Genomic DNA, 24,547 nt, shown 5'->3' on the forward strand with positions numbered 1-24,547 from the left:
ATATTTATGGCGATATTTGGACTTCTTGATGTTTCTGAGCCAAATAAGCATTAACTTCGCATAAAATGCTATGCAGTATTTTTGAAGGTGTGTTTTCCAAATAGTCCTTTATCGCATAGCAGCTTCCTGGAAATTCCAGCGATAATGACCGTCTTAACCAAAAGGATGCGTCATTATATTCTTTTTTCTCGGCAGCCAGGCGGCCCCTATTAAAGGCCGCCCAACAGTCTCCTCCTTCGGCACCAGCGGTAAAATAAAGACAGGCCGCATCAAAATCTTTTTTACCGGTAACCATTCCCTGCTCATGCAAAATACCCAGCATATTGAGCGCTTTATTAACCCCTCTCTGGGCAGCAAGGACATAATGGGCAAAAGCCTGCTTAGGATCACAAGCCACACCATCACCAGAAAGATAAAGATCAGCTAAATTAAAGTTGGCCCATCCCTCACCTTTTTGCGCCGCATAATCAAAATATTTTATTGCCTGTGTGGGATTACGCTTTACACCCCATCCTCGTTCATAGGCACGGCCAAGCATATTCAAAGCCTTAGCTCGACCACTACGTGCCGCCAGGGCAAACATCTCAAAAGCATGACGATCATCACCCTTATTAAGAGATATTTGCCCTAATAAGAGCTGTAGCTCTACGTGATCAAGATCTTTTAAGCTGGGGGCACAAGCCCCCATCTCACGACCATCTTTCATTAGAAAGAAAGACCCACATTGCCAATAAAAGCACGCCCTGGAGCCGGCGTAGCACGGCTTGTGCTGAAAGAAGACGCATAATTCAAATGGTTGGTAAGGTTAGTTGCATTAAGTGAAACACGATAACGCTCTGTTTCCCATGAAACCATCCCATTTAATGAGAATTGGTAAGGAATCCGGGCTACGTTATCAAAGTCACCATTGGCCCAACTTGCTGAGGAATATTGTGCTCCACCTGCTATTTTCAGGTGCCCATAGGCCGGATCAAAGAGATGACTTGATAGGTCATATGACGTCCATAAAGAGAAGTTATTACGTGGCGCACCAGCGGCTTCCTTGCCGTGATATTCTGAGCCCTGTTTAAGCTTGATTTTGCTATCCATCCAGGAATAGGCACCATATATATCCCAGTTATCTGTGATTTTACCGCTTAAACTAACTTCGACACCACGAGTACGCAGACCAACACCAGAATCAATAAAACCTGAGACCACATCTCCCGCCTCGTTATAATAATAGGAATTACTTTGATTGATCTGGAAGAACGCAACGCCAAGCCCTAAACGTTTATTGAAGAAATCGGTTTTATTCCCAAATTCAAATAAGTCACTACGTTGTGGGTTATAATCAGCACCATTTTGCGGCGTATCATCCTGTATGATCGTAACCTGAGAAGAAATGTCTGTACCAATAGGTTTATATGAACGCGAGAAGGTGAAGTAAAAAGATGAGTCTTTAAACGGGGTATAAACAATACTTCCTGAGGGACTCCAACGGTCAGCACTTTGTCTTTGACGTGGTACATATTCTGGGTTGAGTTGGTAACCTTTAATACTGGACGTAAATGCATCCCAACGCACTGTTCCAAAAAGGGCTAATTGTTTGGTTAGCTGAATATGGTCAGATAAGAATAATCCGACATCGCGTTGATCTGAATTTGCTTTTTTAGAGTCTGGAAAGCGGATATAGGCCCCATTAGATGAATGAGAAGGATTTCTGATCGTCTGATTATTAACACGCCCATACCATGTTCCCGCATAACGGTCTTCATCCTGGTAATTGACGTCAACGCCAAACTTCAAATCATGTTTAATCATTGCTGTTTTGAAACGGGCGTTACCCATAATAACATTTTCTACGCCCCATCCCTTTGAAAGATAGGCTGTACCACCCACAGCAGTATATCTTGTTGCTGGATTACCACCATTTAAAAAGTCATTAACACATTGAGGAGTGCTACAAGCCCCAACAGATGTAGCACCGTAATTACGCTCGTAATGTGTAAAACGCGTGCTGTTGGTTAATGTAAACCAGGAAGACAGTTCTGATTTAAGACTTGATGTCAAACTATGAATATCAGAATTGTCACGATCAGCATCACGAGCATAAGTCGTGTTACGATCAAGACCTGCACTTGTAATAGGCTTATACCTGCCATTTGGCATTTTGATCATGCCAACACCATAATCAGGCATCGCATCAGTATGAAGCCAGCGCCAGTTTAGATGCCAGGATGTCTTACTATGTAAACCCAATCCTAGATCAACTGCTGAGCCATAGCGATTTGAATAAACATAATCACGCCCAACAACACCGCTCCTATTATACATCCCGTTAACACGCAGAGCGACATCGTGATTAATTTGATAGTTCACATCGCCTTGGCCGCGATACATGTCGCCATTACCAAAGCTTTGATCAAAATTATAAAATGTTCCTGAACGCGCTTTTTTAAGGGATTCATTAATTAATCCCCCTAAGTTAGCAGCCCCAAAATATTCACCCGCAGGGCCTTTAATAACCTCTACATTTTCAACATCGAAAATATCGCGTGTATAAGTACCAAAATCTTTTAAACCATCTGTATAAATATCACCCCTGGCTTGTTGCCCACGTATACGAAACTGGTCACCATTGAGTCCCCCGCGCCCCTCGCCACTTGAAAGGGTAATGCCAGGAACGTTAGCCAAAGCCTGGTCTAATGTATAAAGACGTTGCTCTTTAATAATCTCTTTTGGAACGACATTAATAACTTGAGGTGTGTCACGCACAGAAAGAGGCATACGACCAATATCAAGCTTTGTAGCATTAATATTCGGGATATCATTTTCCTGCTTATTTTCACCACGCACACGCAATGAAGGCAGCTTTATGCTTTCATCATTCGCAGCAGGATCAGTCTCTAATTTCTGAGCTTCAGCTTCGCTCTCAGTTAAACTAATACCAGCTGTTACACCCAAAACCACAGCCGCCCCAAAACGCACTGCCGGCTTATATGTCTTGCTAAACCGCTCCATTGTCTCTCCCCAGAATGAAACCATTCCCTAACTTGTTAAGACATTAAAAATAAGTAACCTAAATTCCTATAATGAGATTAAGAGTTATTCTCAACTAGAATCGATCATAAAATTTTACGTTGTGAAAAAACTTTCCGTTAAACTGTGTCTTTTAAAGCTCAGCCCACCTACGAACTAAATTATGGTAGACAGACGTAAAACCTAAAATAGCGCGGTTATCATCAGGTAATAACTGACGGGCAGACCGTATAGACTGGTCAAATTCATATAAGAGACTGCGCATTCCATCATCTTTTACCATGGACTGTGTCCAGAAAAACGAAGCCCAGCGGCTCCCTCTGGTGACAGGACTCACACTATGCAGACTTGTAGAAGGATAAAGCACAAGATCCCCAGCAGGTAGTTTAACCTGATGCGTGCCATATGTGTCTTCGATAACAAGCTCTCCACCATCATAATCTTCAGGTTCAGTTAAAAATAATGTGGATGAAACGTCTGTCCGAATGCGAAAACCCGTTTCGGGATCGGGACGAATTGCATTATCGACGTGAGTGTCGAATTTCATGCCAGTATCATATCGGTTAAAAAGAGGAGGGAAAACCCGCAAAGGTAAAGCTGCACTCGTAAAAATATCGCTTCGGGCAAGAGCTTTTAAAAGCAGAGTTCCTAACTCACGACTCACTTTAGAATCCTGAGGGATTTGCAAGTTTAATTTTGCTTTAGCTGACTGCTCGCCTGCCGTAATTTTTCCATCAACCCACTTATCAGCTTCAAGCCTCTGACGAAAATAGGCGACTTCCTCCGGCGATAAAATATTGGGAATATGGATAAGCATCACCCCTCCTCTGAGACCCAAAACCATATTATGCAATTTCACTTGCAAACGATTCTTAGTTGCACAATAAAGATATTTAGTCCATAGAGTTTTTAGCGCCTTTTCAAACGGCGCTCCTCAAACCACGAAAAGCAATTTTCGGAGATCAACTGCCTTATGCCTGCCACTCCTGCATCTTCAGTTCCTTTTTCCCCCTGGGAGATGTTTCTCAATGCGGGATCCCTTGTGCAGGGTGTGATGATCATCCTGGTCATTGCTAGTGTGCTTAGTTGGACCATATTCATCGCCAAATCAGTCGAACTCATATGTGTGAGGCTTAAACTTCAAAAAGCAGAGCAGCAGATTGAAAAAGCCTCTACTTTTGACATGATAAAAGATGAGACATTAGAGAGCAGAATAGCCCAAACGCTTATTATGGCCGCCGAAGCTGAACGCATCCGCTCTAAAGAGCTTTTTGATGATAGTGAGGGTATAAAAGAACGCATTGTTCTTCATCTGGAACGATTAGAAGCCGCTGAAGGACGTAAGCTCATGAGAGGTACATCCTTTCTGGCAACCACGGGAGCTACTGCACCTTTTATAGGTTTATTCGGTACAGTTTGGGGTATTATGACCTCATTCACAGGCATTGCAGCCAGTAAGGCCACTAGCCTCGCCGTTGTTGCCCCAGGCATTGCCGAAGCCCTGCTCGCCACAGCCTTAGGGCTTGTTGCAGCGATACCGGCAGTTATTATTTATAATCATTTGGCACGCAAAACTGCCTCCTGTCGTGCACAGATAGCTGATTTGACAGCCCTTATTATGCGCCTGATTTCTCGTGATTTAAGCCAAAAACAGCATCTATTTCCTAATGGGCGAGTCGTCCCTTTTAATTTGTCACGCCACGCTGGGGAGTAACCAGGCATGATTCGCATTCGTCATGCTGATGAGACCGGACAACATTTTAACAAAGGTGAGACCAGTGAGATAAACGTCACACCCTTTATTGATGTAGTTCTGGTACTACTTGTAATTTTTATGGTTACAGCTCCTTTAACAACTGTAAATGTACCTGTTGATCTACCATCTTCAACTGAAAAACCAGCACCGCGTCCCGATCATCCAGTTTTTCTTACTGTCAAAGCCGATCATGGCTTAGCGTTAGGAGACGATGACATTAGTGTCGACGCACTGCCAAGCGCTTTAGAAACAGCAACCAAAGGCAATAAAGAAGAGCGTATTTTCCTTCGTGCCGACAAAATTGTAGATTACGGCACCCTTATGAGCGTAATGAATAAGCTCCGCAAAGAGGGTTACCTTAAAGTGGCGCTTGTTAACCTTCAGGGACAAGAAGACCCTTCAGAAAATTCTTCATCCGTGAGCACAAAGTGAATAGCACGGCAGAAAAAGAACTCATTGCGACAAGTTTTCTTGATTGGCAAAAAAGCCTTATCAAGCAGAGTAAGCGTGAAGATATTCTTTTGTGGGGCAGTTCTTTTATAGCGGTCTTAACTATCGGCGCCGCACTTCTCTGGTGGGCCATGCATGTCTCTCCCCCAGAAATTATCATAGATGAACCGCCACCTGCGGCAATCGCTATTGATATGACACCTATGTCTGTAACCACGCCGCCCCAAGATGTTGCACTTGGCCCTCAGCAAACCCAGTCCCAATCTGAGGCAGCAGAGCAAAAAACACCTGAAATATCTGCCCCGCCATCACCTGCACCTAACCCACCCATAGCGGTTCCGAAAGCGCAAAAACCACACAAGGTTGTTAAAAAACGCAAACCCTTGCCTGTGGTAAAAAAATTACCTCCTAAAAATACACCTCCAGCAGAAACAACAACGGCTCCTCCCTCTACAGAAGCTCCTCCAGCGCCATCACAAGCAGCACCAGCACCGGGCCACTCATCTGCAAAGACATCTCATAATCTCGTAACATGGCAGGGCGCAGTTTTAGGGCGTCTTGAAAAATTTAAGCGTTACCCTTCTGAAGCAATGGAAAGTGACCAGGAAGGTGTACCCCATGTTACATTCTCAATGGACCGCAATGGCAAAATTATTTCTGTCAAATTAGCCAAAAAATCCGGCCATTCCCTTTTAGATGAAGAGGCTTTGTCGTTACCAAAACGAGCCGAACCTCTACCACCTCCCCCGGATACGGTAAAAGGAAACGTCATTACCCTGACTGTACCAATCGAGTTTTATATTCATTGAAAAAATAAATTCCGATCAGCGCTTTGCTTTAAAAAACTGTTTTAGCAAATGCGCTGAATCGGTTTCACGAAAACCGCTAATAATCTCTTTTGGCCTATGCAAACAACCAGCCATTTGAAATAAGCGCGGCCCGTGATCAACACCCCCTCCTTTAGGATCATAAGCCCCATAAACAAGCCTATGAAGGCGAAAATGGCTTATGGAGGCTGCACACATTATACAAGGTTCTAACGTTACAATAAGTGTGCAGCCAGTCAGACGAGGCGTTTTCAAAAGTCGTGACGCATCTCGCAAGGCCAAAATTTCAGCATGAGCCGAGGCATCATGATTTTTTTCTACTAAATTATGTGCCTGAGAAAGAAGACAGCCTTTTTCATCAAGAACCAAAGCACCGATAGGCACTTCACCAGCCCTAGCACCTTCATGTGCTAAAAAAAGCGCTTTTTCCATTGCCTCCTGCCATGAGGAAACAGAAAAATTTTTCTTTGATTTATCGCGATACATGGCCATTAAATACCGGTTTTTTCTTAGCTATTATAGTTACTATAACAACCAATATTAATATGGATGAAAAAGAAGCCCGTTGCTTTGACTAAAAACGCGCGGTATGTGCATTTTATGAATAAAATTTCTCCTTCTTCCTCTTTGAATTCTGAACGTGGCGAACGTATCGCCAAAGTCCTTGCACGTTGCGGCGTTGCCAGCCGTAGGGCCGTCGAACATATGATTGAAGATGGACGAGTCATTCTTAATAATGAGAAGGTTACGCATCCTGCAACCTTCGTTCAGTCAGGTGATATTCTTAGAGTTGATGGGAAAATTATAGAACCCCCGCAACGTACGCGTTTATGGCGTTATTATAAACCCACAGGTCTTGTCACTACTCATCATGACCCACAAGAAAGGCCAACCGTCTTTGCTTCTCTTCCCGAAGGAATGCCCCGTGTCGTTAGTGTCGGACGGCTTGACTTAAACTCCGAGGGATTGCTCCTTCTTACTAATGATGGCGCTTTAGCTCGTGAATTAGAGTTGCCATCGCGGCAATGGGTGCGTCGCTACAGAGTGCGCGTTTTTGGTTTGGTTGATCCCAAGCGACTCGCAGATCTGGCCAAGGGATCTGAGTTTGAAGGTGTAAAATACGGCCCTATTCATGCTGTTCTTGATTCTACCAAAGGTGATAATTCCTGGCTGACTGTCAGCCTTAAAGAAGGCAAAAACCGCGAAATTCGGCGTGTCATGTTAGGTATGAACCTGCATGTTAGCCGGCTTATCCGCCTCTCTTACGGTCCCTTCATGCTTGGCTCTTTAAAAGCAGGAGACATAGAAGAAGTCGCAGGCAAAGTTCTTGCTGAGCAAATTCCTTTTGTGAATGACGGCATTAAAGCGGCAAAAAAGCGCACGAAATGAAAATCATTGCTGGCCGCTTCCGGGGGCGCACCCTGCGCGCGCCAACAGGGCAAAATACCCGCCCAACCTCTCAAAGAACAAGGCAAATCATTTTCGACCATCTTATGCATGCCTCTTGGTACGGCCGAGAGGCATTAGAGCGGGCCTGTATTTTAGATGGATTTGCCGGAACAGGAGCTCTTGGACTAGAAGCCCTGTCCCGAGGGGCAAAATTCGCAAGCTTTATTGAAAAATCACGTCAAGCAGCCGCTATTTTACACGATAACGTACGTGCCTGCCGCGTTGAAGATCAAACCCAAATTTTGCGATGTGATACAATAAACCCTCCTCCAGCCCGCATGAAACATAATTTGGTTTTTTTGGATCCACCTTACCATAAAGCTCTGGTTCCCCAGGCTCTTAGGGCCCTTTCTCAAAAAGGGTGGCTTGCTGAAAAAGCCCTTATAATTGCAGAGACTGAACACCAGACCGAAGATTTGTTGCATGAACCTGAAAAGCTTATACTCAAGCGACAAATTGGTATAGCAGAAGTCCGTTTTTGGTTTCATCAGGGATAAATAAAAATTTGTAACTTCTGATATTTTTTATTTTAATATCCTGCTCTGAATGAGCTCTGACAGCCTGATATTTTCACAAACTCATTTCTTGTTAAACTGACTTTAAAACTGGTTTCGCTATAAGACTTCCCATCACTCTTCAAAATCGCTATTTTAGGAAATCGTATTCCATATTTAAATGGCGCTTTAATAGCGGACTTTATCAGCAAAAATTACAGAGGACAGATCTGTCTTGCTTTTCTTAAAACGAGCGCGCCGTAAGCCTTCAACGCCCGTTGAATCGTCTGGTCCCCATATTCCTTCTACAGATGAGTTAGAGGGCTCACGTTTTGCACGTCTTATATCGGCACGCATGATGGAGATTCTCGGTTTATTTCTGCTTATTATTGCAGTAGCAATTGCAGTAGCTCTTTTCAGCTTTAACCCTCATGACCCTTCTTTTAATACGGCAACAGGTACACAGCCTACCAATTTGCTAGGCAGAGCAGGGGCAACAATCGCTGATAGTCTGGTCCAGTGGTTAGGATTGGCAAGCGCATTACCCATTCTTATTTTACTAGCCTGGTCGTGGCGGCTTGTACGCTACCATATGCTCACTGCGCCCATATTGCGCCTTTTAGCCGCTTTTTTACTTTTACCTGCTGGCGCCTTATGCATCAGCACCTTTCAAATATTAGCACCTGGTCCTAATATTGCCTGGCCATCAGATAGTGGACTAGGTGGGCAACTGGGACAGTCACTAGCTCACTACCTTTTAAATGCTACAATTGGCGAAATGGGGTCTGCTGGAGGAGCTGTAGGGCTCATTCTCTCTCTCTTACTGCTGGCTCTTTTATTTCCCATCACCATGGGGCTAAACAGCCATGAATGGCGTGCCATAGGCAGTGCTCTTTTAGCGACCTTTAAATGGGGTATCTCTCTCGCTCGCGGCAAAAAAGCTGATAATGAAAAAGAAACAGACTTTTCTCAGCACAAGCTATTTACTCCCCAACCTGGCGCGCGCTTACGCTATAGTGACAAATTCACGCCCAAGGGGGGTGTTCCTGCTGGCTTTTTAAGACGTAACTTTATGCGTCAAGATCCACGTCTTCCGCCTGCAATTGAAGATGGCCAAACCTGGCTTCAACCTCCTCATACTCAAGAAGCAGCCCCATGGGAGCGTGTTCCCCCAACGGATCAGGCAATTCCTATTGTCCCCAAAAGTGAAAATGAAAAAAAAGAGGCGCCTACCAATCCATATGGGGAGAAGCTGGCCCAAATAAACAGGATGAGTGACACCACCACCCCGCCCGTAGTCCCTGTGATTATTGACGAAGATGACGAAGAAGAAGATACATTCACTGCACCTGAAACACTGGCTTCAAAAGAAGACTCTCACCCTAACGGCGATTTCTTTAAACGTATGATCCATCGTGGCTTAAGTGCCATGCCCTCATATAATGCTCCCCCAGGTGAAGAAAAAACGACCCAGCAAATAACACCAAAAAGTGAGCCTGCTGGCCCATATACGGGTTCTGTCACCCAAAATCATAAAGCCTCTCCACCTGCAACAGAATATCAGAGCTGGGCTAATCCTTCCTTAGACCTGCTCAATCCCTTACCAGACCAACAATCTACTGGCCCCTCTGAAGAGGTGCTGCAAGACAACGCACGTCTTTTGGAAAGTGTTCTAAATGATTATGGTGTTCAGGGTACGATTACAGATTATCATGCAGGCCCTGTAGTTACACTTTATGAGCTTGAGCCTGCACCTGGGGTACGCTCCTCCCGCGTCATTGGACTTTCAGACGATATAGCAAGATCACTCTCAGTTTTGAGTGTACGTATTGCCACTGTGCCAGGCCGTAACGTTATTGGGATTGAAGTTCCCAATGCATCACGCGATACAGTCTATTTCCCCGAACTGCTCCTTAACGAGGGATGGCACGATGGCAAGGCTAAATTAAAGCTTGCTTTAGGAAAAGATATCGCAGGTCAGCCCGTCTATGCTGATCTTGCCAAAATGCCGCACCTCCTCGTTGCTGGTACAACGGGATCGGGAAAATCAGTGGGGATCAACGCCATGATCCTCTCTTTACTCTATCGCTTAAGTCCAGAGGATTGCCGGTTGATCATGATTGATCCCAAAATCCTTGAGCTTTCAATTTATGACGGCATCCCGCATTTAATGACTCCTGTTGTTACGGAGCCCTCCAAAGCTGTTAGTGCCCTTAAATGGGCTGTGCAGGAAATGGACCGTCGCTACCGCCTAATGGCTGACCACCAAGTACGTAACATTAGCGGCTATAATGACCGTATTGAACGCCTGCGCGATTCTGGAGAAGCTCCCACACGCCGCGTACAGACAGGGTTTGATCCTGAAACAGGCAGACCTGTCTTTGACGAACATCGCCTTCCCCTTGAACATCTTCCTTATATTGTTGTGGTCATTGATGAAATGGCTGACCTTATGATGGTCGCGGGGAAGGAAATTGAAGCAGCAGTATTACGCCTTGCCCAAAAAGCTCGTGCTTCTGGCATACATGTCATTATGGCCACTCAACGCCCCTCGGTTGACGTAATTACCGGCACAATTAAAGCTAATTTTCCTACGCGCATTTCTTTCCAGGTAACAAATAAATATGACAGTCGCACAATTTTAGGAGAACAGGGCGCCGAGCAACTTTTAGGACGCGGTGATATGCTCTTTATGCAAGGTGGTGCACGCATTACCCGCGTTCATGGCCCCTTTATCAGTGACGAAGAGGTAGAAGCAGTTGTTGCTGACCTCCGCACGAAAGGCGAGCCAGTCTATAATGCTGATGTTATCGCTGACGAGCCAGAAGAAGCCCCGCACGCCCAAGTAGGAGCTCTGATAGCGATGGCAATAACGACCTTTATGAACAGGCCGTTGATCTTGTTTTAAGAGAACAGCGCGCTTCTACAAGCTTTGTACAGCGCCACCTCTCTATTGGCTATAACCGGGCTGCCAATATTATTGACCAGATGGAACGAGAAGGCATTATCAGTGCGGCTAATCACGTTGGTAAACGTGAAATTCTCGCCTCGCGTTCAATGAGAGAAACAGCAGACTCATCAGACGATGATGATGAATAGGGAAAATATTGCTACGCCTCAAGCAAGCAAAAATTAGACACCAAAGAACATGACCCACAACATTATGTTGCCAGGAAAAGAACTCCCAATTCTTTGGGAAAATAATCATTTTCTGGTCATTAATAAACCAAGTGGACTTGCCTCACATCCAGGCCCTCAAACCCGTGATAGTGTTGAAACGCGTTTTGTACCCCAAAAAAGAGGAGGACCCTGGTTAGTTCATCGACTTGATCAGGAAACTTCGGGTTGTTTGCTTATTGCTAAGCGAAAAACCCCTCTCATCGCGGCACAAAAAACCTTTGAGAAGCGTTTGGTGAAAAAAACATATTGGGCCCTTATTGAAGGTCATCTGCCTTCAGAGACAGGATCGATTACCGCGCCCTTAATACGATCTGAGAGCAAGACCGGCTGGCATATTAAGGCTGTCACATCCTCAACCCCACAGGCACAGAACGCTAAAACCTTATGGCGTGTTTTAGGGCAGAATAAGGACTTAACCTGGGTTGAACTCCAGCTCTTAACCGGTCGCACTCACCAGGCCCGTGTACACTTAGCCCATATGGGGGCTCCTATTTTAGGAGATCATCTTTATGGCAAAGAATATCCCGGACTGCCCTTACAGCTTTTGTCACGCTCTCTCGAACTTACAGTCCAGGAAACACATATCAGCGCCATAGCGCCACCTTCAGCGCTTATGGCACGTTATCTCAAAGATTTTCCTCTTTTCGAGCCTGGCCTTAATTAAGCAGCCGGATCCATTAAAAAGCGGGTAACAGCCTTTTTGAAAGGTGTCAGACGCTCTGCAAGCCCAAGCCCAATACGCCTTGCAATAAGAAACGGAAATTCATCACGCGTATAAGCGACGGCAATGGCATTTGTTGCTGCAAAAAGCGGCGCGGTGTTCCAACGATGCTGATATGAAAAACGTTCCAGAGCACGTCTATCCCTGGATCACCGCTTCCCTGTAATAAAGACTTCACTAAAGTTTCCTGCCCCTTAAGGCCCAGATTGAAACCATGAGCCGTTATAGGGTGCATGCCCACCGCAGCATCTCCAATTAGGGCAAAGCGCTGAGCATGAAAACGATGAGCATAAACAGCCTTTAAAGGATAAGTTATGCGCCCACTTGCCAAAACCAGTTTCCCCAGCCGTTCTCTTGTGCGTTTTGTAACTTCCTCACCAAATTCATCAGGCGAGACAGATTTAAGACGTTCAATTTCACCAGGAGGCAGGGTCAATACCAGAGAGGAAAAACAGTCCTTTCCTTCCTCATCCGATACGGGAAGCAGTGCAATAGTCTGCTCTTCATCAAACCATTGGAGGGCAACATTATCATGAGGTACGTCATGTTTAACGCGACATACCAGTACATTTCGCCCAAAATCGTGGATGATAGCCCCAATGCCCGCCTGGTCACGCAATTTGGAAAAGCGCCCGTCAGCCGCCACTAATAAGCGCGCCTTAAGCATAGAACTATCTGTCAAATTTAGCGTTACATCGTCCCGGGTTGCTTTAAAATCATGCACAGCTATGCCGGCCCGAAGAGTAACATTTTCTTCTTCACATAAACGCTGATAGAGAGCCTTGCGAATCAAATGATTGGCCACTAGAAAACCCAGCGCATCAGCAGAATCTTGCCCTTGCGGAGGGCTAAATAGTAAAGACGGCCCTCCTTCCTGGCCGCTCTCAATACGGGCCACTTTAAGCGGACAAATGGCATGAGACGCAATATAAGGCCACACGCCAGCCTCTTTGAGCCAATGCATGCTATGATGTGTTAAGGCAATTTCACGCCCATCGAAGGATGGATTAACCAACGTCTCAATAGGGCTAGGCTCTATAACACATGTCTTCCATCCTGAACGGGCAAAAGACAGCGCACTCGCTAGCCCCGCCGGCCCCCACCAGCAATGATAACGTCATATTCTGTCTGTAAGGGGGCAAAGCTGGTCACTTTTTCTCTCCTTTATCCGCATTGAAAGAAGGGATCTCCCCCTCCTGCCAGTAAGCGACATAATCCTTAATATTAGGACGTCTAGGCTTTTTAAGATCATTAGATGGGGTACCCACTAATAAAATTCCAGCTAACTGATCTGTAGAAGATAAACCAAGCTTATGCATTAATTCTGGCTCATCGCAATAAGCGCCACTAACCCATAATCCACCAAACCCTTGGGCATGAAGACCATTAAGGATATTCATCGCCCCTGCCGCACTCGTCATAATCTGCTCCAATTCAGGGATTTTATGATTAGGACGCAAATGAATACCTAAAGCAATGAGAGCTGGCGCGGCTGAAAAACGACTAATGATTTTATTTGTTTTCTCTTCTGGCAGATCAGGAACTTTACGTTTTAGAGCAGCAATGACTTCTTGTGCAAAAGCAATACGTGCTTCACCCTCAACAATAATATAGCGCCATGGCCGCAATTTCCCGTGGTCTGGAGCACGCAAAGCCGTAGCAAGAATAAGCTCCAGCATTTCACCATTGGGGGCAGGCTCTTGCAAAGAATCAGTCGACATACGTGAAAGCAGCATGTCCAGATTGGAGGCTGTTAAGGATTGAGAATGCATACAGACCTCTTTATAGATATAAAAATAACAACTTATCTAAAATTATTACGTCCCCAAGAAAAGCAATTATCGTTATTCCTCTTGGAAAACCCACAAACTCTGGTGTAGCAGGAAGATATGACAACGCACACCCCCCACAAAAATCCTCGTATGGCGACGATAACACGCCGCACAAATGAGACTGATATATCACTCTCCCTAGACCTTGACGGTCAAGGAAAAGCAGACATTAAAACTGGAATCGGTTTTTTTGATCATATGCTTGAGGCGTTAGCACGTCATGGCAGTTTGGATATGCAAATTCAAGTAAAGGGCGATCTTCATATAGATGATCACCATACAATTGAAGATATTGGCATTGCTCTAGGAGAAGCTTTCCACAAAGCTATCGGCGATAAAAGAGGAATCGAACGTTTTGGACAAGCGCTTGTTCCCCTTGATGAAGCATTATGTGAAGCCGTAATAGATATTTCTGGCCGTCCCTTTCTAACCTGGGACATCACCTTCCCTCGCGAAATGGTGGGCACCATGGCGACAGAAATGATTGAAGAGTTTTTTCGTGCTTTTATCATGTCGGCACGCATAACGGTGCATCTCAATAAAAAAGCTGGTAAAAACGCGCATCATATTGCCGAAAGCACTTTTAAAGCCTTTGCACGCGCTTTACGTATGGCAGTTGCCCGTGACCCGCGCGCAGCCGGTTCTATCCCTTCTACAAAAGGGATGTTGTAAAAAGCCTATCTGCTTGGAGACAAATAATGCGTGTTGTTGTCATAGATTATAATGGCGGTAATTTAGCTTCCGCTGCGCAGGCAACAAAACGTGCTGCCTCGCAACTCGGTTTAAATGCAGATATCCGTATTTCTCGGCAAGAGAGCGATATTCTCTCTGCAGATCGCTTAATCCTTCCAGGGCAAGGCGCTTTTGCAGATTGCGCTCGCGGCTTAGAAATTGATAATCTTCGTAAAATCTTGGAACAAACCGTAGAAAAAGGCACAGCTTTTTTAGGGATCTGCGTTGGTATGCAGCTTATGGCCGAATACGGTCTGGAGCACGGCAAGACACCTGGTCTCGGCTGGATCAAAGGCTATATCGCTCCAATGAGCGAAGCTGAGGAGGCAGGACTAAGACTTCCTCATATGGGCTGGAATGAGCTTAATTTTACAAAAGGAGCTCACCCTTTAACTGAAGGACTGAGCCCTAAAGATCATGCTTATTTTGTCCATTCTTATGCCCTAAAGAACGGTGCATCTGAAGATATCATAGCCACAGCAGACTATGGGAGTGCCGTCCCAGCAATTGTTGCACGGGGCTGCCAATGCGGCACACAGTTTCATGTTGAAAAAAGCCAGGAAGTTGGCCTTACTATTTTAAGGAATTTCCTAAGCTGGGCACCACGTGCATAAAGGGGCATATATGCCTTATAGTAAACTTATACATCGCGTTACAAAGCCCCTTTCTGAAGAAGATTTACAAACCCTAATAGATGCAACAATGGCCGCTATTTTAGATGGTGGCACGTTTGGATGGCTAGAGCCGCCTGAACGCCCTGTATTGGAGCGCTTTTTTAAGGGAATGTTGCTTGTTCCAGAACGAGAATTTTTTGTAGCCCGCACCCCTGACGGAACAATATGTGGATCGGGTATTTTGGCCCTGCCACCCGCTCATTTAGATTTGCATAATTTAAAATCGCGGATCCAGGGCTTTTATATTGCCCCCTATGACCGTAATGAAGGCTATGGGCAAGCTCTTCTCAACGCTATGCTTGACAGAGCCCGCGCCCTTAAAATTAAGGTTGTTGATTGCGAGCTGAGAGAAACCCAAAAAATTGCCATTGATCTCCTTATCAGACTTGGCTTTGAACATTGGGGCACACATCCTTATTATGCGCGCACAGGCAAAAAAGTCGTACGTGGATTATTCTTTTCAAAATATTTGGTTAAAGATGAGCCTCTCACTTATTGGCAAGCCCCTCAAAACGTTTCTTCTTCCCTCTCCTGTCCGATAGATGCACCAATTATGCGCCCTAAATTAACACTTTACCCCGCTATTGACCTCAAAAATGGCGCCTGTGTCCGCTTAAAACAAGGCAATATGGACCAGGCTATACAATATTCTGACAATCCAGCCGCTCAGGCTAAAATCTTTTCTGAAGCAGGCTGTAAACATCTGCATGTCGTCGATCTAGACGGTGCATTTGCAGGGCATTCAGCCAATAGTGACGCTATAAAAAAAATCATAGAACACACCTCCCTTCCCATTCAACTTGGTGGGGGGCTGCGTGATATGGCCTCTATTGAACGCTGGCTAGAAGCTGGCATTTCCCGTGTTATTTTGGGTTCTGCTGCCGTCAAAAACCCAGAACTGGTAAAACAGGCTTCCAAACAATGGCCCGGAAAGATTGTCGCAGGCATTGATGCCCGCCATGGCTGCGTTGCAACAGAGGGCTGGGCTGAAGCTTCTGAACTAACAGCGATTGAGCTGGCAAAACGTATGGAAGATGCCGGCGTTGCAGCCATTATTTTTACAGAAATTACCCGTGATGGCATGTTGGAAGGGCTTGATCTTGAGCAAACAGCAGCCTTGGCCCGCAAAGTCTCTATCCCTGTTATTGCAAGTGGCGGGGTTGGCTCACTTGATCACCTTAAAGCTCTATATCGCACGGCTCGGGAAGTGCCCGGGATTGCAGGTGTTATTATCGGCAAAGCAATTTACGATGGACGCATAGATTTAACAGAAGCTCTAAAATTACTGGAGGGCTCATGTTAAAGCTACGCGTTATACCGTGTCTTGATGTGCGTGATGGCCGCGTTGTAAAAGGCGTCAATTTTGTCTCCCTCCGCGATGCGGGAGACCCCGTAGAGCAGGCTAAACTTTATGACGCCGCCGGAGCAGATGAACTTACTTTTTTAGACATTACCGCTAGTTCGGAAAATCGCGATACAATTTTGGATGTTGTGAGTCGGACAGCTGCCGAAATCTGCCTTCCCCTTACCGTAGGGGGTGGTGTTAGAACAACAGATGATATGAGAAAGCTTCTGCTTTGCGGAGCTGATAAATGCGGCATTAACTCCGCTGCCATTAAAAGGCCAGATGTCATTAACGAAGCCGCTGAGCGCTTTGGTAGCCAATGTGTAGTTGTGGCTATAGATGCACGTTCTGATGGGCATGGTGGATGGGAAGTTTACGCCAAAGGTGGCCGCGAAGCTACCGGCTTGGATGCCATTGCCTGGGCCGAAGAAATGGCCTCACGCGGGGCTGGAGAGATTTTACTGACCAGTATGGATCGAGACGGTACAAAAAAGGGCTTTGACCTGAAGCTTCTTCAAACTGTCTGTCAAAAAGTTTCTGTTCCTGTCATTGCCTCAGGTGGGGTTGGTGAATTGGAACATTTTATCGAAGGCGCTAAAGCTGGTGCTACGGGTCTTTTGGCTGCCAGTATTTTTCATTTTGGGCAATTTACGATCAAACAGGTAAAAAACGCTCTTTATGAAGCAGAATTGCCTGTCAGATTAAATCGTTAAATTAAACTTCTAAAATATGAGATATCTGTATGGATAAAAATAAAGATCACGTTCTTCAACGCCTCTTTGACACAGTTATTTCACGCAAAGATGCGTCTCCTGAATTGAGCCATTCTGCCCGTCTCATGTCGCGTGGACGCCATAAAATTGCTCAAAAATTTGGTGAAGAAGCCGTAGAATGCGTTATTGAAGCGATAGACGGTAATAAAGAAGCCCTAATAAGCGAGAGTGCAGATGTTCTTTACCATCTCATTGTAATGTGGGTTGACGCGGGAATAGAGCCAGAAAATATCTGGGCCGAATTAGCCCGACGAGAAGGAACAAGCGGTATTGAAGAAAAAGCCTCACGCTCTCAATAAAAATTCATAGGATTTTGCACAATGGCTGCGGACAAACACCTCCCTCATTACGACCCTGAAAATATTTTTGCCAAAATTCTTAGAGGCGATATTCCTTCAAAAGCAGTATATGAGAGCAAAGATACTTACGCCTTTCACGACATCCAACCAGCAGCGCCAGTGCATATTCTTGTAATACCACGCGGCTATTACACAGATTTCCATGATTTCACTATGCGCGCTTCAAAAGAAGAAATAGCTGATTTTTGGCAAAGCGTGGATAGCGTAGCGCAGGAACTTAACTTACTTGAAAATGGTTTTAGACTCGTAACCAATACAGGTAAAGATAGCGGGCAAATTGTCCCGCATTTTCATGTACACCTTCTCGGAGGCGGCCCCTTGGGACCTTTATTATCGGGTTCGGATATTTAAGTAAAAATTTAGGGTGCAATGCACGAATTTCCTTGCACCCAAAGCCATTATCCTCTAGACGAGGTTCATCTCTAGTCCCGTTCGTCTAGAGGCCTAGGACACCGCCCTCTCACGGCGGCAACACGGGTTCGAATCCCGTACGGGACGCCAGCAGAAAATTGCGGTTTTAGAGTTATTCCTATTAGACATAGTATCGCAAATGTAACACTAACCCTTGTGATACCGCCTTAACGAAATTTACCAAAATCCTGCTGCAAGCACTTCAGACGCAGGACACCAGTCGCTCATAACCTCAAGGTAGAACTCGTTCTTTCCAGATAAGACAGGTCATATTTGCGATAGACGCATCTCAATATGCATAGATCTATTATCTCTCACTACCTGGCTAGACTATGTTTTCAAACCTTTAAAGCCTAGTCAAACCCGTTTCAAAATTAGTTGTCTGCACAAAATGATTTCAGGGAATAAAGCCTGAACCCAGAGATTATGAAAGAACAGACTTAAAGTGTCTATAAAACCTGGCTTTCAACTTGGTAAAACTTTGTCTTGATAAGACTCAGCAAAAAGAATTTTCTCTTAAATGACCGTCCATTATATTAATTGGAGAGATAGGGTAACTATTCATCATATATAAATCACAGTCTAATATTTGAAAATATTACATAAATTTTCAACAGCCAGAAACCAGTTCTATAAAATTATTACAAATAAAAACAATACATAACGTCACATATTTAATAAATATATTTCATATATTTGTAAAAGTTTATATAAATATCTTATAATTTTTAATCCATTTTTCTCTATTCTTTGCAAATGTTCTTTACAAACTTTATTTTATTTATTTATAACCTATCTCCCACCCTTATCTAAGAACAATTGAAACAAAGCAGGTATTCAAATGAATACGCTGCCACAATCAGCTTTTTTCAAAAACATAATCTCTTATAGATTTCCGTTACGTGAACATTAACTGAAATTAATATATTACGTTACATATTAATTACTTAAAAATAGTACGTTTTTTAGAATGCTCTATAACCTGCAATCCTTAGTAATATCTATTTCAAAAATTAATTACATACAGAAATGTTAAAGTAAAATTGTAATATTGTGAATATTTTCATTTTATACATACTTCATAAAATACATATAATTTTGTTAATCGTGTCATAGATCACACACTGTAGAAATATCATAACGTAACGTAATGTTTAAATATTATAGTACTATTGCACATTAATTAAACCACAACTAAAGGAATTTTAACAAATTATTAATAAATGACGTTCGTCCAAAATTTAGGCAACGTCCTCACTAATTATATTATGGGACAGACAAAAATGAGTGTTTTGAGGTTTCGCAATAAAAAGGATTTTCTTAAATATATTAGGACATCTGTCAGCAGCATAGCGCTGATTATGGGAACTTCCTTAACAGCCTATGCTCAGGACATAAAATTCAATACTGCTGCTAATGGCACTACAATCCTCGACTTAAATGTTCAGCCTGGCGAGACACTTACAGTTGATAAGACACACCCAGAATTTGCTCAGGATAATCTTGATAAAGTGACTGAGTTGACAATCAATGGAGGAGGTAATGTTGACATACCTGCTCCTGAGGTTGGATCCACGTCTCTTTCCTTTAATAATTTGAAATCTCTCAATATCCAAAGTGGGACTTTCTCTCCCAACGCAAGTAAATTTATCTTCCCCTCTGAAAGAGAAGGTTTGAATCTAACATTAGGCAAAAGCGGTGTCCTAGATCTAAGGAATAACAAAGATGATGGGAATAATTTTTATTATAACATCCAGAATCTCAATGGAAATGGCTCCATTATTTTTACAGCTACTCGTAGCTACACTCCTACCATTCATGGTGACCAGAGCATTTTCTCAGGTACTATAAATGGCTCTTTCAGCGATGATCCGAGTACACTTTTTTCTTACAACGCTCCCTATGACGAAGAAGATTTCGGCCGATTCGAAAAATTGTCTTGGGTCGCTTTTAATGGAAAATATGTTGATCTGAATAACGCGACCATAGAAAAAACAGCCGTACTCTCTTTTACGGGGCTAGGTGATTGGTCTGAAACCACTCAAATCAATAATAGCTACATCCGTAATGGCTCCAGCATAAATGTTGCTGAACTCCTTATTGGCCACGGGGAGGATAACTCCTATGACTTTGGAACAAAGCCCGCATTTCCCTCAGACCATAATAAGGCGACTGTCATTATTCGTGACAATAATACGCTGGTTAATACAGCCCAGCTTGTCGTTGGTCAGCAAGGCGGTGGAAAAGAATGGGAGCAGGCAAAAGATGGAAAAATTCTTATCCCTGCTCAAGGTGATTACGCCACAGATGCAGGCCATTCCAGTGGGATATTATATGTCACAAAAGGCGCTCAGATTAACATTTCTGGTGGCGGCCTGCATGGAGGTATCTATCTAGGTAATAATGCCGGTTTTGGTTATGACGATCGGACCAATGATGCTTCCAGAAATGATTCCTATCTTTACGTCGACGGTAATAGTGACGGCACAATGCACATTACTGGAGATGACGTCACTTATGATACCACTCATAATATCGTCCAGAACACTTCCCATGATGGCGGTATCGTTAATGTCGATCAGGGCACCTTATGGATCGGACCGGTTAATCTCTTGGACCCCGAAACAGGTTCGGGCTCTGGCCTGATCACGGTCGATCATGGGGGTCAGCTTAATCTGAAAAATTCCTTCATCGTTCTTGGCGGGCAAAATGGCACAGGAAATATTCAAATCAATGATGCCGGTATTCTAAACATCACAGGCACACAGCCCGGTCAGATTACTACAGATAATACAGGTCGCCTCTTTAGCACCACGCGTCAGGGTGCTCTCTCCATTAATCAGGGAGGTGTGCTCAATATCGGTGACAGTTACAATGCCGGCATCCTGCGTGTTTATGGCGATCTAAACCTTGCACAGGGCAGCCAGACCAATTTCTACGAGGGAACGACTTCTACTGAAAAAAGCAATAAGGGAGATGCCTATAACTCCTATGCGGATATACGGGGCAATCTGACACTCGGCGGTAACCTTTCCATCAATGGTATTGTAGGGCAGAATAAAGGGCAGAATGGTGCCGTTGATGTTGGGCTCTATCATCTCTTTGATTATACAGGCACTCTCTCAGGACAGACCAACACTATATTCGCAGCCACAATTGCAGGACAGACTGGCTCTTACGTCTATGACAGCGCTGCCAAATCTGTTGATGTCATGGTCACCAATAATAGTGATATAAACACGCCAACTACCCCGACTACACCAAGTGGAGACACAACGCCTCCAGCACATAATACTGACACACCAAAACCGCCCCCAGCCCCCCTACTCATGTTGTTTCTGGCGGCGATTACCGGATCACGGCGTCTGGCGGTCAATCTGATATTACCTCTTCACTCGATTTCACATCTGGAAAATATCACACCATCTCGGGTGGTACGATCACAGCACCAGTCAGTGCCAGTAATACTGGACAAAATATGCTCAGCCTTAACAGCAATCAGGAGCAAAACGGGGTCATCAATTCCGCTATCGTGGATAACGGCAAGAATGCCGTGGGTCTGATGAAAAAAGGTACAGGCACAGTCACAATCAATGGCAAAAACAGCTATACAGGCGTGACGGCCATTCAGTTTGGTGGGCTCACTATTTCTAAAACAGGTGATATTTCCAAAAGTAGCAAAACAGAAATTACCTCCCTGGGAAGTCTCTATGTAGAAGGAAAAGCAGGAGACATCATTAATAATGGTAATGTGAGTGTCACAGGCCAAACAGGCTATATCTCCAATAGTGGTGGCAAAACACAGATTTCTAGCAATGGTCAGGTTTCCTCAATGGTCAATAATGGCCATGCCGTTCTGACTGATAACGCCAAAGTCACAGGCACTTTGGTTCAGCAATCTGGACAGCTTGATCTTAATGACAATGCCAGCATTGATACTCTGCAAGCCACAGGCGACCAGCATCTGGACCATATTGCCGGGCTAGACCGTAATGACGGGCTATTCAGTCAGACCCGTAAGGATTTTGTTGCTGATCAGCTCAAAAATGCAACCGATCCAGCTGCCAAGGGCCTTTTACAGGCTATAAGCAACACACTTAGTGGCAACACAGATAATGTTCTCGATGAGCTTAAAAAGACCAATAATCTCTTTACGATCGGGTCAAATGCCAATGTCACCATTAATAACCTGCAAGGTTATGGCACAGCCTACCTAAATGACGGTTCTACGATGACTCTGGCCGGTAATAACACTAACTATGGTGATGCCATGTTCGGCTCCGGGCGTGTCAAATTTACAGGACAGAACGCTACTCTAGTCGGAACAAACTTTTATTCCGGTGGAACAGAAATTATATCAGGTGCCAATGTAACCTCTGGGGCCCATTCTCTTGGCAGTGGCACTGTCGCTATTGACGATAATGGCTCTCTCAGCATTCACGAAGACAATATAAGCAGCTTTGACAATAGCTTTACCGGTACAGGCACTTTTAACAAAACCGGTCAAGGTATTCTGACCCTTAATGCCAGTGTTGATGATTCCGGCTTTAAGGGACAAACCAATGTTCAGTCTGGATTATTGACAGTCAATAATAAGCTGGGTGGCAACACCAATGTTATGACAAATGCCGCTATTTCTGGCACAGGAACAGTAAATAACCTCACCCTGAACAAAGGTTCCACGCTAGGTGTCACGCTTGATGGAGGAAATGGCAAAAATGCCCCCACTATTCAGGCTCTGCATGTAACAGGAAAAGCAGCCGTCAATGATGCCACTCTGGGCGTTTCAGTCCAGCATTTGACAGGACTTGCACTCAACAAAAACTACACAACACAGGCCCTGGACTTTAAAACAACAGGTAGCGGATTTAACAAGACCAGCTTTGATACAATCTTTGTCAAAGGTAAGGCTGTGCAAGATCAGAATGGTCTATGGAATTTGGATTACCGACGTTACGCTGCTTATAATAGCTGGGCAAAAACGGCCAATGAATATGCTGTCGCTAATGCTCTGACACATGCCGACAATAAGGGACTATCATCACCCTTCATGACTGCACTAAATAATATGGCCGCAGGAAATGATGCCGGCGCACAGGCACGCGGTGCCTATAACGCTCTTTCTGGTGAACTGAATGCCGATGCCAAAACCGCTATGGTTAATGACAGCTTCTTTATTCAAGAAGCCGTTATCAACCGTCTAGACTGCGCCGGCGACCAGCTACGGGCTCGCACCCTTGATGGCAAACAACAAAGCCATGGCTATTGCAACATTGACCCCAATAATCCTGTTACGGTTTGGGGCACAATTTATGGACAGAAAGGCCACAATTCCGGCAGTAATGGCTCTGCCTCTCTGGGGCAATCTTCCATTGGCTGGATCATGGGTGCTGATACGCAACTTGAGGGAAACTGGCGCTTAGGTGGTATGCTTTCTTATGGTCGTGACTGGTTTGATGCTAAGGCAGGTCGAAGCTCCTCAGCCCATTCCAACACAGCCACAGTTGGGGCCTATCTTGGCAATGCATGGCGTGTTGGCGGATTGATACCTGATGCAGCCCTCACCTTTAAAGGTGGCGTAAGCTATTCCTGGAACATGATTGATACACATCGCCAGGTGAATTTCAGTGATTATTCTGGAAATCTGTCATCAAGAAATCGTTCAGGCACGGGGCAAATCTTTGCAGAAACAGGGTATCGCATGGCCTTTAATGAAGGCGCAACCATCCCTCTGGAAGTTGAACCTTTTGCACGCATGACTTACGTCAATTACGGTCAGGACAGCTACCGTGAACATGGTGAAGATGCCGCATTAAGAATAAAAGGACAGAATAGCTCCATAGGCTTTTCAACCATGGGCATTAAGCTAGCTTCCAGCTTCTCACTGGGTAAGGTTATGGTCTCGCCTCATCTAGAAACCGCCTATCGCCGTGCTTTCGGACGGACAAACGCCCATATTCGTGAAGGCTTTATCAATGCCAATAATGGCTATGACGTGACAGTCTGGGGTACGGGGCTTTCGGTTGATACTGCGCAAATCAATACAGGCTTTGGCATGCGCTTGACCGACAAATTTGATGTTAATGTCGATTATATCGGTCAATATGGTAGCAGCCAGAGCAGCACAGGCGGCTCAGGAAGCATCCATTACAGATTCTAACCTCATTCACATAATCACGTAAAAAATGTTCAAAATAGACAGGGGGTTTCCAGCCCCCTGTCGGAAGCCAGCCTCAACTAAAAGAAAATACAAACCTGCTTTTGTAAAAATAATTAAACAAGGAACCTTAGCAGTGCGTCCAGCCTTTTATTCAGTGAGTATTATGCATTTTACAAAGCTGTGTCAGGCATATTCTTTGAGCAATCAAATTGTGACTTAATGCCCTAATTACCAAATAAATTTGACTTCCATACCCTTTCCAAATGACATCTATAAGTTATTTCTGATCTGGCAACTCAATCGAAATAAAAACTGTAAGATGCAAGAAAACAGTAATGCAGACTATAAAATCTTTATTATCTG

Annotated in this window: 19 protein-coding genes, 1 tRNA gene and 2 pseudogenes; 16 read left to right on the plus strand and 6 right to left on the minus strand. The window is 44.6% G+C overall.

Annotated elements, in window-relative coordinates:
- Positions 1-4: 4 nt before the first annotated feature.
- The 3 genes from GT348_RS06655 to GT348_RS06665 form a co-directional block, all read right to left on the minus strand.
- Positions 5-706, minus strand: a complete 702-nt coding sequence (locus tag GT348_RS06655) for a tetratricopeptide repeat protein (RefSeq protein WP_160619030.1) — start codon at positions 704-706, stop codon at positions 5-7.
- Complete coding sequence (locus GT348_RS06660; protein ID WP_160619031.1) at positions 706-3,003, minus strand: TonB-dependent receptor; 2,298 nt, start codon at positions 3,001-3,003, stop codon at positions 706-708. Before GT348_RS06660 ends, GT348_RS06655 begins: the two co-directional genes overlap by 1 nt.
- A 151-nt stretch (positions 3,004-3,154) precedes the next feature.
- Positions 3,155-3,838: a Fe2+-dependent dioxygenase gene (locus GT348_RS06665; protein ID WP_160619032.1), complete on the minus strand. Its 684-nt coding sequence runs from the start codon at positions 3,836-3,838 to the stop codon at positions 3,155-3,157.
- A 156-nt stretch (positions 3,839-3,994) separates the two neighbouring features.
- Here GT348_RS06665 and exbB point away from each other — a divergent pair, with 156 nt between their 5' ends.
- The 3 genes from exbB to GT348_RS06680 are packed head-to-tail and all read left to right on the plus strand — an operon-like array spanning position 3,995 to position 6,036.
- A complete protein-coding gene (exbB, locus tag GT348_RS06670) occupies positions 3,995-4,735 on the plus strand; it encodes a tonB-system energizer ExbB (protein ID WP_160619033.1) in 741 nt (246 codons plus the stop codon).
- A 6-nt stretch (positions 4,736-4,741) separates the two neighbouring features.
- Positions 4,742-5,209 carry a TonB system transport protein ExbD gene (gene exbD / locus GT348_RS06675; RefSeq protein WP_160619034.1) on the plus strand — a complete coding sequence of 156 codons (468 nt, stop codon included), beginning with the start codon at positions 4,742-4,744 and terminating at the stop codon, positions 5,207-5,209.
- Positions 5,206-6,036 (plus strand): energy transducer TonB family protein, encoded by an 831-nt coding sequence (locus tag GT348_RS06680; RefSeq protein WP_160619035.1) that lies wholly within the window; start codon positions 5,206-5,208, stop codon positions 6,034-6,036. Before exbD ends, GT348_RS06680 begins: the two co-directional genes overlap by 4 nt.
- Positions 6,037-6,051: 15 nt before the next feature.
- Here GT348_RS06680 and GT348_RS06685 read toward each other — a convergent pair whose 3' ends face one another.
- Complete coding sequence (locus tag GT348_RS06685) at positions 6,052-6,546, minus strand: nucleoside deaminase (protein ID WP_408865147.1); 495 nt, start codon at positions 6,544-6,546, stop codon at positions 6,052-6,054.
- 108 nt (positions 6,547-6,654) lie between these two features.
- On the opposite strand from GT348_RS06685, the gene GT348_RS06690 reads away from it, so the two are divergent.
- The 4 genes and pseudogenes from GT348_RS06690 (at position 6,655) to GT348_RS06705 (ending at position 11,841) form a co-directional block, all read left to right on the plus strand.
- Entirely contained in the window at positions 6,655-7,443 is a 789-nt protein-coding gene (locus GT348_RS06690) for a pseudouridine synthase (protein ID WP_160619037.1), read from the plus strand.
- Positions 7,440-8,000, plus strand: coding sequence for a 16S rRNA (guanine(966)-N(2))-methyltransferase RsmD (gene rsmD, locus GT348_RS06695; protein ID WP_160619038.1), 561 nt, complete (start codon positions 7,440-7,442; stop codon positions 7,998-8,000). The genes GT348_RS06690 and rsmD overlap by 4 nt, the downstream gene beginning before the upstream one ends.
- 295 nt (positions 8,001-8,295) lie before the next feature.
- Positions 8,296-11,096, plus strand: a pseudogene (locus GT348_RS06700) (DNA translocase FtsK).
- A 49-nt stretch (positions 11,097-11,145) separates the two neighbouring features.
- Positions 11,146-11,841: an RluA family pseudouridine synthase gene (locus tag GT348_RS06705; RefSeq protein ID WP_236646451.1), complete on the plus strand. Its 696-nt coding sequence runs from the start codon at positions 11,146-11,148 to the stop codon at positions 11,839-11,841.
- Here GT348_RS06705 and ubiM read toward each other — a convergent pair.
- Together ubiM and GT348_RS06715 are read right to left on the minus strand one after the other, a co-directional pair.
- Positions 11,838-13,050 (minus strand): annotated as a pseudogene (ubiM, locus tag GT348_RS06710) (5-demethoxyubiquinol-8 5-hydroxylase UbiM). The gene GT348_RS06705 and the pseudogene ubiM sit on opposite strands and share 4 nt — an antisense overlap.
- Positions 13,047-13,670, minus strand: coding sequence for a nitroreductase family protein (locus tag GT348_RS06715; protein WP_160619039.1), 624 nt, complete (start codon positions 13,668-13,670; stop codon positions 13,047-13,049). Before GT348_RS06715 ends, ubiM begins: the two are co-directional and overlap by 4 nt.
- Before the next feature lie 117 nt (positions 13,671-13,787).
- Here GT348_RS06715 and hisB point away from each other — a divergent pair, with 117 nt between their 5' ends.
- From hisB to GT348_RS06760, 9 genes are all read left to right on the plus strand, one after another.
- Positions 13,788-14,402 (plus strand): imidazoleglycerol-phosphate dehydratase HisB, encoded by a 615-nt coding sequence (hisB, locus tag GT348_RS06720; protein WP_160619040.1) that lies wholly within the window; start codon positions 13,788-13,790, stop codon positions 14,400-14,402.
- 26 nt (positions 14,403-14,428) lie between these two features.
- Positions 14,429-15,076, plus strand: coding sequence for an imidazole glycerol phosphate synthase subunit HisH (gene hisH / locus GT348_RS06725; protein WP_160619041.1), 648 nt, complete (start codon positions 14,429-14,431; stop codon positions 15,074-15,076).
- Positions 15,077-15,086: 10 nt separating this feature from the next.
- Positions 15,087-16,439: a 1-(5-phosphoribosyl)-5-[(5-phosphoribosylamino)methylideneamino]imidazole-4-carboxamide isomerase gene (hisA, locus tag GT348_RS06730; protein ID WP_160619042.1), complete on the plus strand. Its 1,353-nt coding sequence runs from the start codon at positions 15,087-15,089 to the stop codon at positions 16,437-16,439.
- Positions 16,433-17,194 carry an imidazole glycerol phosphate synthase subunit HisF gene (gene hisF, locus GT348_RS06735; protein ID WP_160619043.1) on the plus strand — a complete coding sequence of 254 codons (762 nt, stop codon included), beginning with the start codon at positions 16,433-16,435 and terminating at the stop codon, positions 17,192-17,194. The genes hisA and hisF overlap by 7 nt, the downstream gene beginning before the upstream one ends.
- 29 nt (positions 17,195-17,223) lie before the next feature.
- The gene (locus GT348_RS06740; RefSeq protein WP_160619044.1) at positions 17,224-17,553 is read left to right on the plus strand and encodes a phosphoribosyl-ATP diphosphatase; all 330 of its coding nucleotides are present in this window, start codon (positions 17,224-17,226) and stop codon (positions 17,551-17,553) included.
- Between the two features lie 21 nt (positions 17,554-17,574).
- On the plus strand, positions 17,575-17,964 hold the full coding sequence (locus GT348_RS06745; RefSeq protein WP_160619045.1) for an HIT domain-containing protein: 390 nt from the start codon (positions 17,575-17,577) through the stop codon (positions 17,962-17,964).
- A gap of 74 nt (positions 17,965-18,038) precedes the next feature.
- Positions 18,039-18,114: transfer RNA gene (locus GT348_RS06750), tRNA-Glu, on the plus strand.
- A gap of 1,271 nt (positions 18,115-19,385) precedes the next feature.
- Complete coding sequence (locus GT348_RS06755; RefSeq protein ID WP_160619046.1) at positions 19,386-21,587, plus strand: hypothetical protein; 2,202 nt, start codon at positions 19,386-19,388, stop codon at positions 21,585-21,587.
- Positions 21,503-24,184, plus strand: coding sequence for an autotransporter family protein (locus tag GT348_RS06760; RefSeq protein WP_160619047.1), 2,682 nt, complete (start codon positions 21,503-21,505; stop codon positions 24,182-24,184). Before GT348_RS06755 ends, GT348_RS06760 begins: the two co-directional genes overlap by 85 nt.
- Positions 24,185-24,547: the final 363 nt, after the last annotated feature.

Source organism: Aristophania vespae (assembly GCF_009906835.1).
GTDB classification, from domain to species: Bacteria; Pseudomonadota; Alphaproteobacteria; order Acetobacterales; family Acetobacteraceae; genus Aristophania; species Aristophania vespae.

Excerpts from the sequence above, each read along its gene's own strand:
- GT348_RS06690 (WP_160619037.1), top strand. The coding sequence starts at position 6,655 with ATGAATAAAATTTCTCCTTCTTCCTCTTTGAATTCTGAACGTGGCGAA.
- hisA (WP_160619042.1), top strand. The coding sequence starts at position 15,087 with ATGCCTTATAGTAAACTTATACATCGCGTTACAAAGCCCCTTTCTGAA.
- GT348_RS06745 (WP_160619045.1), top strand. The coding sequence starts at position 17,575 with ATGGCTGCGGACAAACACCTCCCTCATTACGACCCTGAAAATATTTTT.
- GT348_RS06660 (WP_160619031.1), bottom strand. The coding sequence starts at position 3,003 with ATGGAGCGGTTTAGCAAGACATATAAGCCGGCAGTGCGTTTTGGGGCG.
- GT348_RS06760 (WP_160619047.1), top strand. The coding sequence starts at position 21,503 with ATGCTCAGCCTTAACAGCAATCAGGAGCAAAACGGGGTCATCAATTCC.
- GT348_RS06655 (WP_160619030.1), bottom strand. The coding sequence starts at position 706 with ATGAAAGATGGTCGTGAGATGGGGGCTTGTGCCCCCAGCTTAAAAGAT.
- exbB (WP_160619033.1), top strand. The coding sequence starts at position 3,995 with ATGCCTGCCACTCCTGCATCTTCAGTTCCTTTTTCCCCCTGGGAGATG.
- hisF (WP_160619043.1), top strand. The coding sequence starts at position 16,433 with ATGTTAAAGCTACGCGTTATACCGTGTCTTGATGTGCGTGATGGCCGC.
- GT348_RS06665 (WP_160619032.1), bottom strand. The coding sequence starts at position 3,838 with ATGCTTATCCATATTCCCAATATTTTATCGCCGGAGGAAGTCGCCTAT.
- rsmD (WP_160619038.1), top strand. The coding sequence starts at position 7,440 with ATGAAAATCATTGCTGGCCGCTTCCGGGGGCGCACCCTGCGCGCGCCA.
- exbD (WP_160619034.1), top strand. The coding sequence starts at position 4,742 with ATGATTCGCATTCGTCATGCTGATGAGACCGGACAACATTTTAACAAA.
- GT348_RS06740 (WP_160619044.1), top strand. The coding sequence starts at position 17,224 with ATGGATAAAAATAAAGATCACGTTCTTCAACGCCTCTTTGACACAGTT.
- GT348_RS06685 (WP_408865147.1), bottom strand. The coding sequence starts at position 6,546 with ATGGCCATGTATCGCGATAAATCAAAGAAAAATTTTTCTGTTTCCTCA.
- GT348_RS06715 (WP_160619039.1), bottom strand. The coding sequence starts at position 13,670 with ATGCATTCTCAATCCTTAACAGCCTCCAATCTGGACATGCTGCTTTCA.
- GT348_RS06755 (WP_160619046.1), top strand. The coding sequence starts at position 19,386 with ATGGGAACTTCCTTAACAGCCTATGCTCAGGACATAAAATTCAATACT.
- hisH (WP_160619041.1), top strand. The coding sequence starts at position 14,429 with ATGCGTGTTGTTGTCATAGATTATAATGGCGGTAATTTAGCTTCCGCT.
- hisB (WP_160619040.1), top strand. The coding sequence starts at position 13,788 with ATGACAACGCACACCCCCCACAAAAATCCTCGTATGGCGACGATAACA.
- GT348_RS06705 (WP_236646451.1), top strand. The coding sequence starts at position 11,146 with ATGACCCACAACATTATGTTGCCAGGAAAAGAACTCCCAATTCTTTGG.